The organism is Enterobacter sp. PL_is514 (genome assembly GCF_055816715.1).
On the sequence record NZ_JBVPGN010000030.1, the window covers coordinates 16,371 to 31,394 of the forward strand.

Genomic DNA, 15,024 nt, shown 5'->3' on the forward strand with positions numbered 1-15,024 from the left:
GCTCCTTATTGACGACGTGCCAGCACTTCCGCGTGGTGACGTTTCTCACCGATCATCACAACAATCAGCAGCAGTACCGCCAGCACGCTACCGCCGATCATCACCATAAAGCCGCCGTCCCAGCCGAAGAAGTCAACGGTGTAGCCCACAATGGCGCTCGCCGCGACCGAACCGCCGAGGTAACCGAACAGGCCGGTAAAGCCTGCCGCCGTGCCCGCCGCTTTTTTCGGCGCCAGCTCCAGGGCATGCAGGCCGATCAGCATCACCGGACCGTAAATCAGGAAACCGATGACGATCATGCAGGCCATGTCTACTGATGGATTGCCCGGCGGGTTAAGCCAGTAAACAACCGTCGCGATGGTCACCAGGGTCATAAAGAAGACGCCCGTCGCACCGCGGTTACCCTTAAACACCTTGTCCGACATCCAGCCGCAAAGCAGCGTGCCTGGGATCCCGGCATATTCATACAGGAAATAGGCCCAGGAGGATTTATCCAGCGCGAAGTGCTTCACCTCTTTCAGGTAGGTTGGCGACCAGTCGAGGATGCCGTAGCGCAGCAGGTAAACGAACACGTTCGCCACCGCGATGTACCACAGCAGCTTGTTCGGCAGGACGTACTTCATGAAGATCTGTTTTGCGGTCAGCTCCTCTTCGTGCTCCTTGCTGTAATCATCCGGATAGTCGTTTTTGTACTCTTCAATCGGCGGCAGGCCGCAGGACTGAGGCGTATCACGCATCAGCGCGAAAGCGAAAATCGCCACCACGATGGCGCCAAAGGCAGGCATATACAGCGCAGCGTGCCAGTCGTTGAACCAGGCCATCCCCAGCAGGAACAGCAGCGGCGGAATACCGCCACCCACGTTATGGGCACAGTTCCACACCGACACGATGCCGCCGCGCTCCTTCTGCGACCACCAGTGCACCATGGTGCGTCCGCACGGCGGCCACCCCATCCCCTGGAACCAGCCGCAGAGGAACAGCAGCACGAACATGATGGCAATGCTGGAGGTTGCCCACGGCACAAAGCCCATGAACAGCATCACCGCGGCCGCCAGGATCAGACCGGCGGGCAGGAACACGCGCGGATTCGAGCGATCCGACACGGAGCCCATGATGAATTTGGAAAAACCGTAGGCGATGGAGATCCCCGACAGCGCGAACCCCAGATCGCCGCGGGAAAAGCCCTGCTCCACCAGATACGGCATGGCGAGCGCGAAGTTTTTACGTACAAGGTAGTACGCCGCGTACCCGAAGAAGATCCCCAGGAAGATTTGCCAACGCAGACGGCGATAGAGCGGATCTATTTCTGCCTCTGGCAGACGCGCCCTGTGGGGCGCAGGTTTGAAGATACTGAGCATAACAGCCTCCGTGGCCTTGAAATGAATGAGCAGGTGGCTCGCACCTGAATTCCAGAGGCGGGGATGTTAAGAAATCACGGTGATTGTTACTGTGAATCAACGCACAGATTGTTACAGAAATATGACAGAATGCGCAAAAAAGCGCATGAAATCACGTTTCACTTTCGAATTCCGCGCGTTTATGTTCGAAATCAAACAAACCACAAAATTAATATGGCTAAATGATAAAAAACGAACATAGAGGGTAAACAATGACCATTCACGATCCTCGCTACAGCGATGTGATAATCATTGGCGGTGGCGCAACCGGCGCCGGGATCGCACGCGATTGCGCCCTTCGCGGCCTGAGCGTCACGCTTCTGGAACGCCATGATATCGCTACGGGCGCAACCGGGCGTAACCACGGCCTGCTGCACAGCGGCGCGCGGTATGCGGTCACCGACGCTGAATCCGCGCGCGAATGTATTGCTGAAAACCAGATCCTCAAGCGTATCGCCCGCCACTGCATTGAGCCGACCGACGGCCTCTTTATTACCCTTCCCGAAGATGATCTCGCCTTTCAGGACACCTTTATTACCGCCTGCAGCGCCGCGGGCATTCAGGCTGAGGCCCTGGATCCGGCGCTGGCGCGGTGGCTGGAACCGTCGGTTAACCCGGCGCTTATCGGCGCGGTGAAGGTCCCTGACGGCACCGTCGATCCGTTCCGCCTGACCGCCGCCAATATGCTGGACGCCCGCGAGCATGGCGCGCACATCCTGACCGGGCATGAAGTGACCGGGCTTATCCGCGAAGGCCATCGTATCTGCGGCGTGCGGATCCTTGATACGCAATATAACGAACACAGCGAGCTGTATGCCGCCGTTGTGGTCAACGCGGCGGGGATCTGGGGGCAGCGGATTGCGGAATACGCGGACCTGTCGGTGCGCATGTTCCCGGCGAAAGGCTCGCTGCTGATCCTAGACCACCGCATCAATAACCACGTGATCAACCGCTGCCGCAAACCGTCTGACGCCGATATCCTCGTGCCGGGAGATACCATTTCGTTAATCGGGACGACCTCAACCCACGTGGACTACAGTGAGATTGACTACAACCGCGTCACTGCTGAAGAGGTGGACATCCTGCTGCGCGAAGGGGAAAAACTGGCGCCGGTGATGGCCCAGACGCGTATTCTTCGCGCCTACGCGGGCGTGCGTCCGCTGGTCGCCAGCGACAACGACCCGAGCGGACGTAACGTCAGCCGGGGCATCGTGCTGCTCGATCACGCCGAACGCGACGGCATGGACGGGTTTATCACCATCACCGGCGGCAAGCTGATGACCTACCGCCTGATGGCCGAGTGGGCGACCGATGCCGTCTGCCGCAAGCTGGGCAATACCGAACGGTGCGTGACGGCAGAACAAGCCCTGCCCGGCTCGCGTCAGTCCACCGAGAAGACGCTGCAAAAAATTATCTCCCTGCCCGCGCCGCTGCGCGGGTCCGCTATTTACCGCCACGGCGACAGAACGCCACAGTGGCTCGGTGAAGGACGACTGAGCCGCAGCCTGGTGTGCGAGTGCGAAGCCGTCACCGCCGGTGAGGTGCAGTACGCAGTGGAGAATCTGACGGTCAACAGCCTGCTCGATCTTCGCCGCCGCACCCGCGTCGGAATGGGCACCTGTCAGGGCGAGCTGTGCGCCTGTCGTGCCGCCGGTCTGCTGCAGCGTTTTCACACCACCACCGCCACCCAGTCGCTCGATCAGCTCAGCGCGTTTTTAAACGAGCGCTGGAAAGGCATTCAGCCTGTCGCCTGGGGCGATGCCCTGCGGGAAAGCGAATTTACCCGCTGGGTCTACCAGGGGCTTTGCGGTCTTGAGAAGGAGCAACGCGATGAAATTTGATACCGTCATCGTCGGCGGCGGGCTGGCAGGCCTGCTCTGCGGCATCAAACTCACGAAGCAGGGGCTGCGCTGCGCCATTATCACCCGGGGCCAGAGCGCCCTGCACTTCTCGTCGGGCTCGCTGGATCTGGTGGACGAAGCGTACCGCGATAAGCTGCCGCCGGAACACCCGTATCACCTGATTGGCGCGCAGCATATTGACCGCTTTGCGCTGGAAACCGAAGCGCTGCTGGCGGACTGCGGCGCACGTCTGCAGGGCAGCGCCCGGCTCAATCACCAGCGCGTTACGCCGCTCGGCACCCTGCGTTCCGCGTGGCTCAGCCCGGAGGAGGTGCCCATTGCCCCCATTCGCGCGGGACGTGTGCGGGTGGTAGGGATTAGCGGCTTTCTGGATTTCCAGCCCCATCTCGCAGCGGCGTCGCTCTGTCGCCAGGGCGTTAACGCGGAAACGGCAGAGATAGAACTGCCCGAGCTTGATGTCCTGCGCGATAACCCGAGCGAGTTTCGCGCGGTGAATATCGCCCGTTTTCTTGATAACGAGGACAAATGGCCGCTGCTGTATGACGCGCTCAGGCCGCTCGGCGAAACCTGCGATGCCATACTGATGCCCGCCTGCTTCGGTTTACGCGACAACCGGCTCTGGCGCTGGCTCTCGGATCGTCTGCCCTGCTCGCTCGGCCTGCTGCCAACGCTGCCCCCTTCCGTACCCGGCATTCGCCTGCATACCCAGCTCCAGCGTCAGTTTGTCGCGCAGGGCGGCGTGTGGATGGCGGGTGATGAGGTGAAAAAAATCACCCTGACCGACGGCGCGGTGAGCGAAATCTGGACGCGCAACCACGACGATATTCCGCTTCGCGCCCGCTATACGGTGCTGGCAAGCGGCAGCTTCTTCAGCAACGGACTGCTGAGCAGCCGGGAGGGCATCCGGGAAGCCATTATGGGGCTGGATGTTCGCCAGCATGCCTCACGCGCGGACTGGTATCAGAGTGATTTCTTCTCGCCGCAGCCCTGGCAACAGTTCGGCGTGATTGTCGATAACCAGCTGCATCCGCAGCTTTCCGGTAAACCCGTCAGGAATCTCTTTGCCATCGGCTCGCTGCTGGGCGGGTACGATCCGATTGCCCAGGGATGCGGTGGCGGGGTCTGCGCCGTCACGGCGCTGTATGTGGCAGAGCAGATTAGCCAGCGCACGGAGGCTGAACAATGAACGACACCCGTTTTGAAAGCTGCATCAAATGCACGGTGTGTACCACCGTCTGCCCGGTCAGCGGCGTTAACCCACGCTATCCCGGACCAAAGCAGGCCGGGCCGGACGGCGAGCGCCTGCGCCTGAAGGACGGCAAGCTGTACGATGAAGCGCTGAAATACTGCATTAACTGCAAACGCTGCGAAGTCGCCTGCCCGTCGGATGTGAAAATCGGCGATATCATTCAGCGCGCCCGGGCGCGCTACAGCACGCAAAAACCGACACTGCGCGATGCGATCCTGAGCCACACCGATCTGATGGGCAGCGTCTCGACGCCCTTTGCCCCCATCGTGAATGCCGCGACCTCGCTCAAACCGGTGCGTCAGTTGCTGGATGCCACGCTGAAGATAGACCATCACCGCAGCCTGCCGAAATATTCTCACGGCACCTTCCGCCGCTGGTACAAATCCGTCGCGGCACAGCAGGCGCAGTACGCCGATCAGGTGGCCTTTTTCCACGGCTGCTATGTGAACTACAACCACCCACAGCTGGGTAAAGACCTACTGAAGGTGCTGAACGCCATGGGCACGGGCGTTCAGTTACTGAACAAAGAGAAGTGCTGCGGCGTACCGCTAATTGCCAACGGGTTTACCGATAAAGCGCGCAGGCAGGCTCAAAGCAATGTCACCTCCCTGCGCGAAGCCATTGTCGATAAAGGTATTCCGGTGCTGGCGACCTCGTCCACCTGTACCTTCACACTGCGCGATGAGTACCCGCATCTGCTGGACGTGGATAACACCGGCCTGCGCGAGCACATCGAGCTGGCGACGCGCTTCCTGTGGCGCAAACTGGATAGCGGGCAGACGCTGCCGCTGGGAAAATTGCCGCTGAAAGTGGTCTATCACACGCCGTGTCATATGGAAAAGATGGGCTGGTCGCTCTATACGCTGGAGCTGCTGCGGCTTATTCCAGGCCTGGAGCTGACGGTGCTGGATTCGCGCTGCTGCGGGATTGCGGGGACCTACGGCTTTAAGCGTGAAAACTACGAAACGTCACAGGCGATTGGCGCCCCGCTGTTCCGTCAGATTGAAGAGAGCGGCGCGGATATCGTGGTAACGGACTGCGAAACCTGCAAGTGGCAGATTGAGATGTCCACCAGCAAGCGCTGTGAACATCCGATTACCCTGCTGGCGAAGGCGCTGGGCTGAACAGTGCCGGGGCGAAAGGCCCCGGCACAGGTTTTACTCGATGAACAGCGACTCGACCACATGGATCCAGCCGTGCTCGCTGGCAACCTCTTTGCCATTCAGCCAGCGGCGCAGCATGTTCAACGCCATCATCGCGCAAACCTCCTGACGCACCGCCAGGCTATGGCGGGTGATGCTCATTTTAACCCGCAGCGCCCAGGTGCCTTCCGGCGTCGCCAGCGCGAAGTTAAGGTATTCCTCGTCCAGCCCCCCGACAAACAACGCCAGACCGGCAAAATGCTTCACCCTTCTCTCGGACGCCCAGCGGGCGGTTTGCGCGAGAGTCTCCTGCTGGAACGGCACCACTTCGCTGGCCAGCAGCGGCGCGTTGACGCGCGACAGCTGCAGCGCCAGCAGGCCACCGGTGAACTGCTCGCTTAAGGTCACGCTCAGCTGACGCGCCTGTAGATGCGTCGCAATCTGCGCGGGCAACCCTTCCGTACCTTCAAAGATCAGGCTTTCGCCCGCCACGCGCTGCACCTCGGGCCACAGGGCCAGCATCGCTTCTTTCTGTTCGGCCGGGCCTGTCAGCTTAAGTTCAATGATCGGCATGGAGGAGCGATAGCCCATGGACACGCCTGGCGGCAGCGGAAGATGATCGAGGCTCTGGGCCAGATCGCTTTCCGAGCGGCCAAAGGTGGTCAGACGCAGGCACAGCGGCGGTTCAGGCAGGGTAAAACGATCGCGAAGGCGCGGCAGGATCTGCTGCTCGACCATCACTTTAAATTCTGAGGGCACACCCGGCGTAAAGAACATCAGGCAGCGGTTCAGCTGCATAGCAAACCCGCACGCGGTACCCACCGGGTTATCGACCAGTTCAGCACTGGCGGGAATTTCAGCCTGTTTGCGGTTGCTTGGGGCCATGACGCGGCCACGTTCGGAGAAAAAGCGCTCCATCTGCGAAAGCCACGCCTCGTGCAGCACCAGCCCTTCGCCTTTTGCGGTCGCGGCGGCCAGCGCGCTGAGATCGTCGCCGGTGGGGCCGAGTCCGCCGTTCACAATCAGCACGTCGCAGTGCTCGCTGCGCTCACGCAGAATAGCGACCAGCGACTCAAGATTGTCGCCTACGGTATTGCGGCGCGTTAACGGTAATCCTTGCTCAAAGAAAAGATCGGCAAGCCAGGCAGCATTGGTATCAATAATTTGTCCATGCAGCACTTCGTCGCCGGTGGATAACATCTCCACGTTAATCATTATGTTCTCCCGCTTATATGGTCAAAACACTATAGCGCAAACGCGGGGTGGAGAAGAGAGAAACTGGCGCGACAGAACGCCGCGCCGGAGTGATTAGAAGCCTGCGCTAACGCCCACGTACGGGCCGTCGGCCAGCGCGTTGTCACGGTTGCCGTCTTTACCGGCCAGGTTCAGATAGCGATAGCCAGCTTCGATGGTAATCGGACGCATGATGGTCCAGCGCGCACCGGCGTTGGCCTCTTCATAGCTTTCGATACCGCTGGAGAGGGAGTCCGGCGAATAGTAGTACTCACCAAACAGGCCGAAGCTGTCGCCAATTTTCCAGTGCAGGCCGCCGCCCACTGCCGCCGCGTACCCTTCATCACCGTCATTTGGGTTGGTATAGATACCTTTACCGCCAACGGTGGCCAGGAACGGGCCAAGAGGAACGTTGAGACCCAGGCCGAGGCTGGCCGCGTCGCCGTCGTCATCGTTATGCGTCCAGCCGCCGGTCATCGCCAGACCGGATGTCTCGGTACCCATGCCAAAGCCCAGGTGGGTATAATCCTGACCCGCCGAGCCGTTAATGCTGATGGCGTTCGCCGCCGCCGATACAACCATCAGGCCGAAGCCCAGTAATGCCACTTTTTTCATTGTCGTGATCCCGCACAATTATTATAAAGAAGTCCCAAAACCGCGAGATTTTAACCGGAGTCTCCCGGGGATCAAGCACTCTGCGTGCGGCCGGTCAGTAGATTGTAACTATTTGAAACGGCTATTATCCCTTCAGCGATGCGTTCACCCACTGCTGCAGCGCGCGGCGTGAGATTTTGATGCCGCCATTTTTGAGTTCACTCGGCAACAGCAGCCAGCGGACGGGTTGCTCAAAACGCGCGACCTTATCCCTGACCCAGTCGGGTAAGCAGGTGATATCCGTTCCCGGTTCGCACTCCACCACCGCCACCGGACGTTGCCCGAATTCAGCGTCGTCCAGCGGGACGATAAACACCTGGTTAATCTGCGGGTGCGTGGCGATAACGCGCTCCAGCGATTCCGGCTGGATCCCTTCTCCGCCGCTAAAAAAGAGGTTGTCCATGCGGCCGAGGATCGTCAGACGGCCGTCATGCCATTCGCCGCGATCGCGTGTGGCGAACCAACCCTGCGCGTTGGTCAGCGGAATCATTTCGCCGTCTCGCCAGTAGCCTGAGGCCATGCTTTGCGCCCGGATCCAGACTTCACCGTTAACCACCTGCACCTCTCTGCCCGGCAGCGCACAGCCCACGTCCGGCTCGCCGTCCGCCTCTTTCGCACAAACGGTAGAGGCAAACTCGGTCAGACCGTAGCCACAGAAGGTGCGTATATCCTGCTCTCGCGCCTGTTCGGTCAATTCAACAGGGATGGCCGCCCCGCCCAGCAGCACCGCTTTCAGTGCGACAGGCTGGTGCGCATTCAGCAAGCGCCAGAGCTGGGTCGGCACCAGCGAGGCGTGGGTGCAGCCGCGCAACGCCTGCTCAAGAGGCTGTTTCTCGCGTACGGTTAACCGCGCGCCGGCCTGCAGCCAGCGCCATAAAATTCCCTGGCCGGAAACGTGAAACAGCGGTAGCGAGAGCAGCCAGTCGTCGTCTTCACCGTAGGGAATCAGCGACAAAACGCCGCGCGCGCTGGCGAGATGCGCCCCGCACGTATGCACCGCCGCTTTCGGTAGCCCGGTGGAGCCGGAGGTCAGCGTCATGGAGGCCAGCCGCGCCGGTTGCCACGCAGCGCAATACGCATCGGCTGCCTCGTGCATGCGCAGGGCAGGAAGAGCGTCGTAGCTGCCGTCCAGCACCAGCGCAAAGCACAGCGTCATCTGCGGAAGCAGCACGTCCAGCAGCGGGCGCGGAAGCTGCGGATTAGCGGGAAGAATGCGCGCCCCGCACTGGAGGAGCGCCAGCCACGCCAGCAGGGTTTGCGGATGATTATGGGCCAGCAGCAGCACGCCGTTGCCCTCCTCCACGCCCTGCCGGTGAAACTCTGCCGCAAGCCGGTCGACGCGGGTGCACAGCTGCTGCCAGCTGAGCACCTCATCGTTCAGCCTGAGGGCCGGTTTATCAGCAGACAGCGCGCACCAGTGCCGCCACGGCCAGTCGGTAAAACTCATCGCAGCGGCTCCAGCGCCTCGACGTCGAGGCACGGCAGCGCGCTGTCCGGCCACGGGCGGATAAGCTGAGCCTGCATCAGGTTCAGCGTGTCAAGGCCAGGAACCGTATCCGGCGTTAGCCAGGCGGCAATGCGCGCCAGCTGGGTCAGCCCAAGGCTGGACTCAATCGACGAGCTGATGACCGCCGTCAGCCCTGAGGCGTGCGCTGCTGCGACCTGCTCGCGCACCTTCGCCAGACTGCCGGTCAGCGTCGGTTTAATCACCACCGCGCTGACGCCGGGCTCGGCGACAAATTCAAAATCGTCCTCGCGCAGGCTTTCATCCCAGGCGATGGCAATCCCGGTTTCGCGGGCAAACGCGCACGAATCGTCGCGGGTTTTGCACGGTTCTTCGAGGAAGGCAATGCGGCTGCGGTAGGCCGGGTTGACGTACTTCGCAAACTGCTGCGCCTTGAGCGGCGTCCAGGCGCGGTTGGCGTCCAGACGCAGATGCAGATCGGGGATCGCCTCCAGCAGCAGGTTGGCGACCATGCCGTCGCGCACCGCTTCATAGAGACCGACTTTAATTTTCGCCACCTTCTCGCCCGGCATGGCGGAGAGCAGCGCGAACAGCTCGTCAGGATCGCCCGTACAGAGCGGCGCCGCGCGGTAATTCCCCGCTTCCGGCAGGCTGCCGTCCAGCTCCGCCAGCGCGCAGCTGATACCAAAGGCCGCGGAAGGCACCTCCGGCAGCACCGGATCCGCCCCCCCGCGCCACGCGTCCGCCCAAGCCAGCAAGGCCGTCTGCGCGTCATCCAGCGACTCCAGGCTAAAGCCCGGCAGAGGCGAAATCTCGCCCCAGCCTTCCCGCTCGCCCTGCTGCAGATGCACGAAGAAGCCGTCACGGGTTTTTAACCGCCGTTCACGCAGCACCACGCCCGCGTCCATCGGTATCTGCCAGCGGTAAACCTGCGCGCGACGCATTACGGATTCCGTTTGTATTTGCTGAAGTCCGGCTGGCGTTTTTCGTTAAACGCGTTGCGCCCTTCCTGACCCTCTTCGGTCATGTAGAACAGCATGGTAGCGTTGCCCGCCAGCTCCTGCAGACCCGCCTGACCGTCGCAGTCGGCATTGAGCGCGGCCTTCAGGCAGCGCAGCGCCATCGGGCTGTTTTGCAGCATTTCACGGCACCAGCGAACGGTCTCTTTTTCGAGATCGGCAATCGGTACCACGGTATTCACCAGGCCCATATCCAGCGCTTCCTGCGCGTTGTACTGACGGCACAGGAACCAGATTTCGCGGGCTTTTTTCTGCCCGACGATGCGCGCCATGTAGGAGGCACCCCAGCCGCCGTCGAAGGATCCTACTTTCGGGCCGGTCTGGCCGAAGATGGCGTTCTCGGCGGCAATGGTCAGGTCACACATCATGTGCAGGACGTGGCCGCCGCCGATAGAGTAGCCCGCCACCATCGCCACCACCGGTTTTGGACAGGTGCGGATCTGACGCTGGAAATCGAGGACGTTCAGGTGATGCGTACCCGCATCGTCCTGGTATCCGCCGTAGTCACCGCGCACTTTCTGATCGCCACCGGAGCAGAACGCTTTCTCGCCTTCGCCGGTCAGGACAATCACGCCGATGTTATCGTCGTAGCGCGCATCCGCCAGGGCCTGAATCATCTCTTTCACGGTCAGCGGGCGGAAGGCGTTACGCACCTGCGGGCGGTTGATGGTGATTTTGGCAATGCCGTCGGTGGATTTGTGGTAACGAATGTCGGTGTAGCCTTCGGAGCAGTCCTGCCATTCAACCGGGGCGTAAAGCATGTTTTCATCAGGGTAGATCATAGAGTGTCCTTTATTCGAAGACGCAGTATCTGAGCCAGACTTGCCGCAACCGCATCGGGATTTTCCCGGTGGGCGTTGTGTCCGGCGTTGGGAATTGCATGGCGAACGGCGTTCACTTCCGCGGCAAGGGCCGCGAACTTCTCATCACGTTCACCATAGAGATAATCAAAAGAGAAATCGCGCGCGCTCAGGGCAGTACGCAGGTCGGGCTGCACGGCCAGCGAGGTCGACTCGAGCATCATCGCCAGCATCGCGCCGTCGTTCTGGCTGCGCAGGGTAATCAGCGCCTCGCGCTGGGCGTCAGTCAGGGAGGCAAACACAGGCTGTTGGTACCAGTCAGTGAATACGTTATCCAGCGGTTCGCTGCGAAAACGTGCTGCCCAGCGGCGGTCGGATGCCAGCCGCGCCTGTCGCGCATCGGCATCCTGCAGGCCCGGATGTCCCCCTTCTACCGTCAGGCCCAACAGCCCCTTTGGCTGCTGGCAGGCATGGAACATCGCAATGCGGCCGCCGAGGGAGTACCCGACTAGCCAGAAATTCAGTATGTTGTAACTAATAAGAGTTTGGGTGAGTAGCCTGCTCATCTCGTCAAAGCCCGCGACGCCCAGATTCCGGGATCCGCCGTGCCCCGGCAGATCCAGATACAGCCGGGGGTAGTCACGGAGTCGCTCACCAACAACCTGCCACTCGCGGCAATCGCCGGAAAAACCGTGCAAAAAGACCAGCCAGGGATAGCCTGCTTTTCCGTCATGCTGCACGCCCGAGAGGATCACAGCTGGCTCACCTGCGCCAGCAGGCTTTGCAGGGCCTGCGCACCGTCAGCCTCGTTTACCACCAGCTCAATCAGCGTCGCACCCGGCTGCTTCCAGGCGCTGCTTAACGCCGCGTCCAGCTGTTCCCAGCTTTCCGGGCGATGGTATTTCAGGCTAAACATCGCCGCAGCGTGTTCGAACTGCACGTTCTGCGGCATCAGATAGAAGCGCTCGCGCTCGCTCTGCGGCGTAGGCAGCAGGGAGAAAATCTGCCCACCGTTGTTGTTGACCACAATCAGCACAAACGGGGCTGACGCCTGACGCAGCAGCGCCAGCGCGTTGAGATCGTAGAGCGCGGAGAGATCGCCCACTATCGCCAGCGTTGATTTCGCGCTCGCGCGCTGCACGCCCGCCGCCGTGGAGATCAGCCCGTCGATACCGCTGGCGCCACGGTTGCTGTACACCGGGTAGCCCGCGGGCAGCTTCGAAAAAGCGTCAATCAGCCGCACCACCAGGCTGTTGCCGACAAACAATTGCCCCTGTTCAGGCAGGCACTGGCGAATACGGTGCCCCAGCCCGGCCTCGCTAAACGCCTCACAGTGCGCTTTGGTCAGTTCCCACGCCTGGCGCGAAAGGTCCGGGATGGCCACCGCCCAGGGCTTGCGTTTTTCAGCCGGATGAAGCGTGAGCCAGGCGTCGATATGGCTGACCAGACGACGTCCGCGGTGGTGCGCCGGGTCAAGCCGCCCTTCCAGCTCGTCCACCAGCCAGTACTCTTCCGGCGTGCAGGTGGCCTGCCACTGCAGTAACCGTTTGCCGGTCAAACTCGATCCAAGCTGAACCACAATCTGCGCCTGCGCCAGCTCGGTGACCGCTTTGGCATTACCCAGCCAGAGGTCGGCGCACGGCAGCGGCTGACCGGTCTGGGAAAGCACGTCGCCTATCAGCGGCCAGCCCAGGGTTTGCGCCCATTCGGCGACCAGCTTGCCTTCGGCGGCGCTCATGCGCCCGGCAATCACCACGCCGCGCTTCTGCCGCCAGAAGAACCAGTCGCGCTGCTTCGCGCTCTCAAGGTGCGTCTGCTCGCGAAGCCACGGTTTTTCACTCTGCCACCAGTCGCCAAGGGATTGCTGCCAGTCAAGACCCGTATCGTCCAGCTCGCCGTACAGCGGCTCGGCAAACGGGCAGTTGATGTGCAACGCCCCGCTGCGCAACGTCTCCAGAGCGTGATCGACGGTGGAGACCAGCCAGCTTGCCGGAATATCCTGGGTGGGACGGGGCAACGAAATCGTCTGCGAAGGATGCGAAGAAAAGAGTCCCGGCTGACGGATGGCCTGATTGGCGCCGCAGTCGATAAGCTCAGGGGGACGATCGGCCGTCAGTAAGATCAGTTTTTCACCGGTTAACCCAGCTTCAATCAGGGCCGGATAGAGGTTCGCCACGGCGGTACCGGAAGTGACGATCACCGCCACGGGCTCTTTGCTGACCTTCGCCAGACCCAGCGCGAGATGCCCGAGGCCACGCTCATCAAAGTGGGTGTGATGAATCAACGCCCGGTTTTCGGCGGCCGCCAGCGTCAGCGGCGTTGAGCGAGAACCCGGTGCAATACACACGTGCCTGACGCCGTGGCGCGTCAGGGCTTCAAGGATCACCGCCGCCCAGCGTCGGTTAAAAGAACTTACTGACATGAGATTGTCCGGTATCAAGAATGCGACACAGTATAAATAATAGAAAAAATTGGAATTTTGATATGAATCGGGATTGCGCGATTCAGTATTAATCCCTTAGGAGCAGAGAGCGCAATCCGGCGGCTTTGTTTTCGATCTCCTGCCACTCCTGTTCCGGGTCAGACCCGCTGACAATGCCGGCACCGGCATAGAGCCGCAGGGAGTCATCCTGAACGCGGGCGGAGCGCAACGCCACGCAGAACTCACTCTGATCGGGGGATAAATACCCGGCAGAACCGGCGTACCACTCGCGGTTAAAGGGCTCAACCTTATGGATAAACTCGCGCGCAGGCTGTCGGGGTAATCCGGCTACGGCCGCGGTCGGCTGTAGCATGAGCAGACACTGCTCATCATCGGCCTGTTTGAGCTCGGTCCAGATACAGCGGCGCAAATGCTGCACTTTACGCAGGCGCACCACCTGAGGGGGCAGTACCTCAAGCGTCTGCGTGTAGTGCTGAAGACGCTGACAGATATCTTCCACGACCAGCATATTTTCGCGCTGGTTTTTATCGTCGTTAAGCAACCACTCGCCGAGACGCTGCGCCTGGCTATCATCGGTATGGCTGGCAACGGTGCCCGCCAGCGCTTCCGTGCGCAGCAGCGTGCCGCGCCGCCGCCAGAGACGCTCGGGCGTCGAGCCAAGAAACGCGTTGCTGGCGTCGAATACCATGCAGAAATGGTAGCAGTGTAAATTCAGGGCGCGGCTGGCCGCCATCAGCGCGACAGGGTTAACGCGCTGCGTGAACTGCAGATCGGTTGCCCGGGCGAGAACCACTTTTTCAAAATCACCGCGCGCGATGGTCTCCGTCGCCATGCGGATAAGCGTCATCCATTCGGCCTGCTGCGGCTGATGGGTTTCGTGCTCAACCTGAGCGGACAGCGGACGGATAGATCTCGCAGGACGGAGCTGCTGTAAAAAATCCCGCGCGGCGCGGGCATCCTCCTCAAACGAGCGGTCGCTCCACAGCTGCAGGCGCAGCGTGGCGTTGCCGGCGGTGCGTCGCCAGAGCAGTCGCGGTAAAAAGAGGCTGCTCTGCTCCGGATTAAAGGCGTTCAGGCCGCAGATGCGGGTATCACCTGCCGCGTTTTGCTCGCGCAAAAACTGCGAGGCTAACGCCAGAGAAGGAAATTGGGTGACAGCCCCCAGCGCGGCCAGCTCTTCATCGCCGTTACGCTGCTGCCAGTAAAACTGCGGATAACACTGCTGCTCGCCCAGCCAGGCGAGGGGATCGAAGGCGTCGTTTAACGGGAAAGAGACGTCGAAATGACGTATGCCGGGTGCTGCGGGTAACGCTTGCGATAGCTGGGTACGCAGTTGCTCCAGCGCGAGGAAAATCGAATTCACGCGAACCTCTCCCTGTCAAAGCCTCGTATTATACGGGGTACCATACGAAATATCAGTACCCACGTATAGGGAGTGGTTAAACGGCTTAACGACGGGCCAACAGCAGCCCCAGCACCAGGCCTACGGCAGCACCTACTCCAATGCCCTGCCACGGTTTTTCATGCACGTAATCATCGGCACGGTACACCGCTTTTTTAGCGCGGTAGTAGTAGGTATCAGACGCATGGCTGACGCGGTTTTTCACTTCATGCAGCGCCTGCTCGGCGCGGGCTTTTAGCTCAATATATTTCTGATCGGCAGGGTCGCCCGAGGAACGTAACACCTCTTCCAGCGTTTCGCTCAGTAAGGCCAGGTCGTCGTCGATACGGGTATCCCAGGATTGAAATGACATATTTTT

Annotated in this window: 13 protein-coding genes; 3 read left to right on the forward strand and 10 right to left on the reverse strand. The window is 60.9% G+C overall.

Features of this window, described 5'->3' with window-relative positions; genetic code table 11:
- Nucleotides 1-5: 5 nt before the first annotated feature.
- Nucleotides 6-1,358, reverse strand: a complete 1,353-nt coding sequence (gene glpT / locus AC0TNG_RS09340; RefSeq protein WP_024908206.1) for a glycerol-3-phosphate transporter — start codon at nt 1,356-1,358, stop codon at nt 6-8.
- A gap of 251 nt (nt 1,359-1,609) precedes the next feature.
- Here glpT and glpA point away from each other — a divergent pair, with 251 nt between their 5' ends.
- Genes glpA through glpC form a run of 3 tightly spaced genes read left to right on the forward strand, consistent with a single transcriptional unit; the run spans nt 1,610 to nt 5,632 of the window.
- Nucleotides 1,610-3,238 (forward strand): anaerobic glycerol-3-phosphate dehydrogenase subunit A, encoded by a 1,629-nt coding sequence (glpA, locus tag AC0TNG_RS09345; protein ID WP_048992454.1) that lies wholly within the window; start codon nt 1,610-1,612, stop codon nt 3,236-3,238.
- Nucleotides 3,228-4,445: a glycerol-3-phosphate dehydrogenase subunit GlpB gene (gene glpB / locus AC0TNG_RS09350; RefSeq protein ID WP_417927625.1), complete on the forward strand. Its 1,218-nt coding sequence runs from the start codon at nt 3,228-3,230 to the stop codon at nt 4,443-4,445. The genes glpA and glpB overlap by 11 nt, the downstream gene beginning before the upstream one ends.
- The gene (gene glpC / locus AC0TNG_RS09355; RefSeq protein ID WP_048992450.1) at nt 4,442-5,632 is read left to right on the forward strand and encodes an anaerobic glycerol-3-phosphate dehydrogenase subunit GlpC; all 1,191 of its coding nucleotides are present in this window, start codon (nt 4,442-4,444) and stop codon (nt 5,630-5,632) included. The genes glpB and glpC overlap by 4 nt, the downstream gene beginning before the upstream one ends.
- A gap of 33 nt (nt 5,633-5,665) precedes the next feature.
- On the opposite strand, the gene AC0TNG_RS09360 is transcribed toward glpC, so the two are convergent.
- The 9 genes from AC0TNG_RS09360 to elaB form a co-directional block, all read right to left on the reverse strand.
- Nucleotides 5,666-6,865, reverse strand: a complete 1,200-nt coding sequence (locus AC0TNG_RS09360) for a nicotinamide mononucleotide deamidase-related protein YfaY (protein ID WP_024908210.1) — start codon at nt 6,863-6,865, stop codon at nt 5,666-5,668.
- A gap of 93 nt (nt 6,866-6,958) precedes the next feature.
- Nucleotides 6,959-7,498 carry a YfaZ family outer membrane protein gene (locus tag AC0TNG_RS09365; protein WP_473713412.1) on the reverse strand — a complete coding sequence of 180 codons (540 nt, stop codon included), beginning with the start codon at nt 7,496-7,498 and terminating at the stop codon, nt 6,959-6,961.
- Between the two features lie 124 nt (nt 7,499-7,622).
- Nucleotides 7,623-8,984: an o-succinylbenzoate--CoA ligase gene (menE, locus tag AC0TNG_RS09370; RefSeq protein WP_048992446.1), complete on the reverse strand. Its 1,362-nt coding sequence runs from the start codon at nt 8,982-8,984 to the stop codon at nt 7,623-7,625.
- Nucleotides 8,981-9,946: an o-succinylbenzoate synthase gene (gene menC, locus AC0TNG_RS09375; protein WP_473713413.1), complete on the reverse strand. Its 966-nt coding sequence runs from the start codon at nt 9,944-9,946 to the stop codon at nt 8,981-8,983. Before menC ends, menE begins: the two co-directional genes overlap by 4 nt.
- Nucleotides 9,946-10,803 (reverse strand): 1,4-dihydroxy-2-naphthoyl-CoA synthase, encoded by an 858-nt coding sequence (gene menB / locus AC0TNG_RS09380; RefSeq protein WP_014832749.1) that lies wholly within the window; start codon nt 10,801-10,803, stop codon nt 9,946-9,948. The genes menC and menB overlap by 1 nt, the downstream gene beginning before the upstream one ends.
- Nucleotides 10,800-11,576 (reverse strand): 2-succinyl-6-hydroxy-2,4-cyclohexadiene-1-carboxylate synthase, encoded by a 777-nt coding sequence (gene menH / locus AC0TNG_RS09385; protein ID WP_473713414.1) that lies wholly within the window; start codon nt 11,574-11,576, stop codon nt 10,800-10,802. The genes menB and menH overlap by 4 nt, the downstream gene beginning before the upstream one ends.
- Entirely contained in the window at nt 11,573-13,243 is a 1,671-nt protein-coding gene (menD, locus tag AC0TNG_RS09390) for a 2-succinyl-5-enolpyruvyl-6-hydroxy-3-cyclohexene-1-carboxylic-acid synthase (RefSeq protein WP_473713416.1), read from the reverse strand. Before menD ends, menH begins: the two co-directional genes overlap by 4 nt.
- 88 nt (nt 13,244-13,331) lie before the next feature.
- Nucleotides 13,332-14,627, reverse strand: coding sequence for an isochorismate synthase MenF (menF, locus tag AC0TNG_RS09395; RefSeq protein WP_473713417.1), 1,296 nt, complete (start codon nt 14,625-14,627; stop codon nt 13,332-13,334).
- A gap of 85 nt (nt 14,628-14,712) precedes the next feature.
- Nucleotides 14,713-15,018, reverse strand: a complete 306-nt coding sequence (gene elaB / locus AC0TNG_RS09400) for a stress response protein ElaB (protein WP_008500219.1) — start codon at nt 15,016-15,018, stop codon at nt 14,713-14,715.
- Nucleotides 15,019-15,024: the final 6 nt, after the last annotated feature.

Bases quoted from the DNA above. Each gene is read 5' to 3' on its own strand.
- menD (WP_473713416.1), bottom strand. From the start codon at position 13,243: ATGTCAGTAAGTTCTTTTAACCGACGCTGGGCGGCGGTGATCCTTGAA.
- glpT (WP_024908206.1), bottom strand. From the start codon at position 1,358: ATGCTCAGTATCTTCAAACCTGCGCCCCACAGGGCGCGTCTGCCAGAG.
- glpC (WP_048992450.1), top strand. From the start codon at position 4,442: ATGAACGACACCCGTTTTGAAAGCTGCATCAAATGCACGGTGTGTACC.
- glpB (WP_417927625.1), top strand. From the start codon at position 3,228: ATGAAATTTGATACCGTCATCGTCGGCGGCGGGCTGGCAGGCCTGCTC.
- menE (WP_048992446.1), bottom strand. From the start codon at position 8,984: ATGAGTTTTACCGACTGGCCGTGGCGGCACTGGTGCGCGCTGTCTGCT.
- AC0TNG_RS09365 (WP_473713412.1), bottom strand. From the start codon at position 7,498: ATGAAAAAAGTGGCATTACTGGGCTTCGGCCTGATGGTTGTATCGGCG.
- menC (WP_473713413.1), bottom strand. From the start codon at position 9,946: ATGCGTCGCGCGCAGGTTTACCGCTGGCAGATACCGATGGACGCGGGC.
- menB (WP_014832749.1), bottom strand. From the start codon at position 10,803: ATGATCTACCCTGATGAAAACATGCTTTACGCCCCGGTTGAATGGCAG.
- glpA (WP_048992454.1), top strand. From the start codon at position 1,610: ATGACCATTCACGATCCTCGCTACAGCGATGTGATAATCATTGGCGGT.
- AC0TNG_RS09360 (WP_024908210.1), bottom strand. From the start codon at position 6,865: ATGATTAACGTGGAGATGTTATCCACCGGCGACGAAGTGCTGCATGGA.
- elaB (WP_008500219.1), bottom strand. From the start codon at position 15,018: ATGTCATTTCAATCCTGGGATACCCGTATCGACGACGACCTGGCCTTA.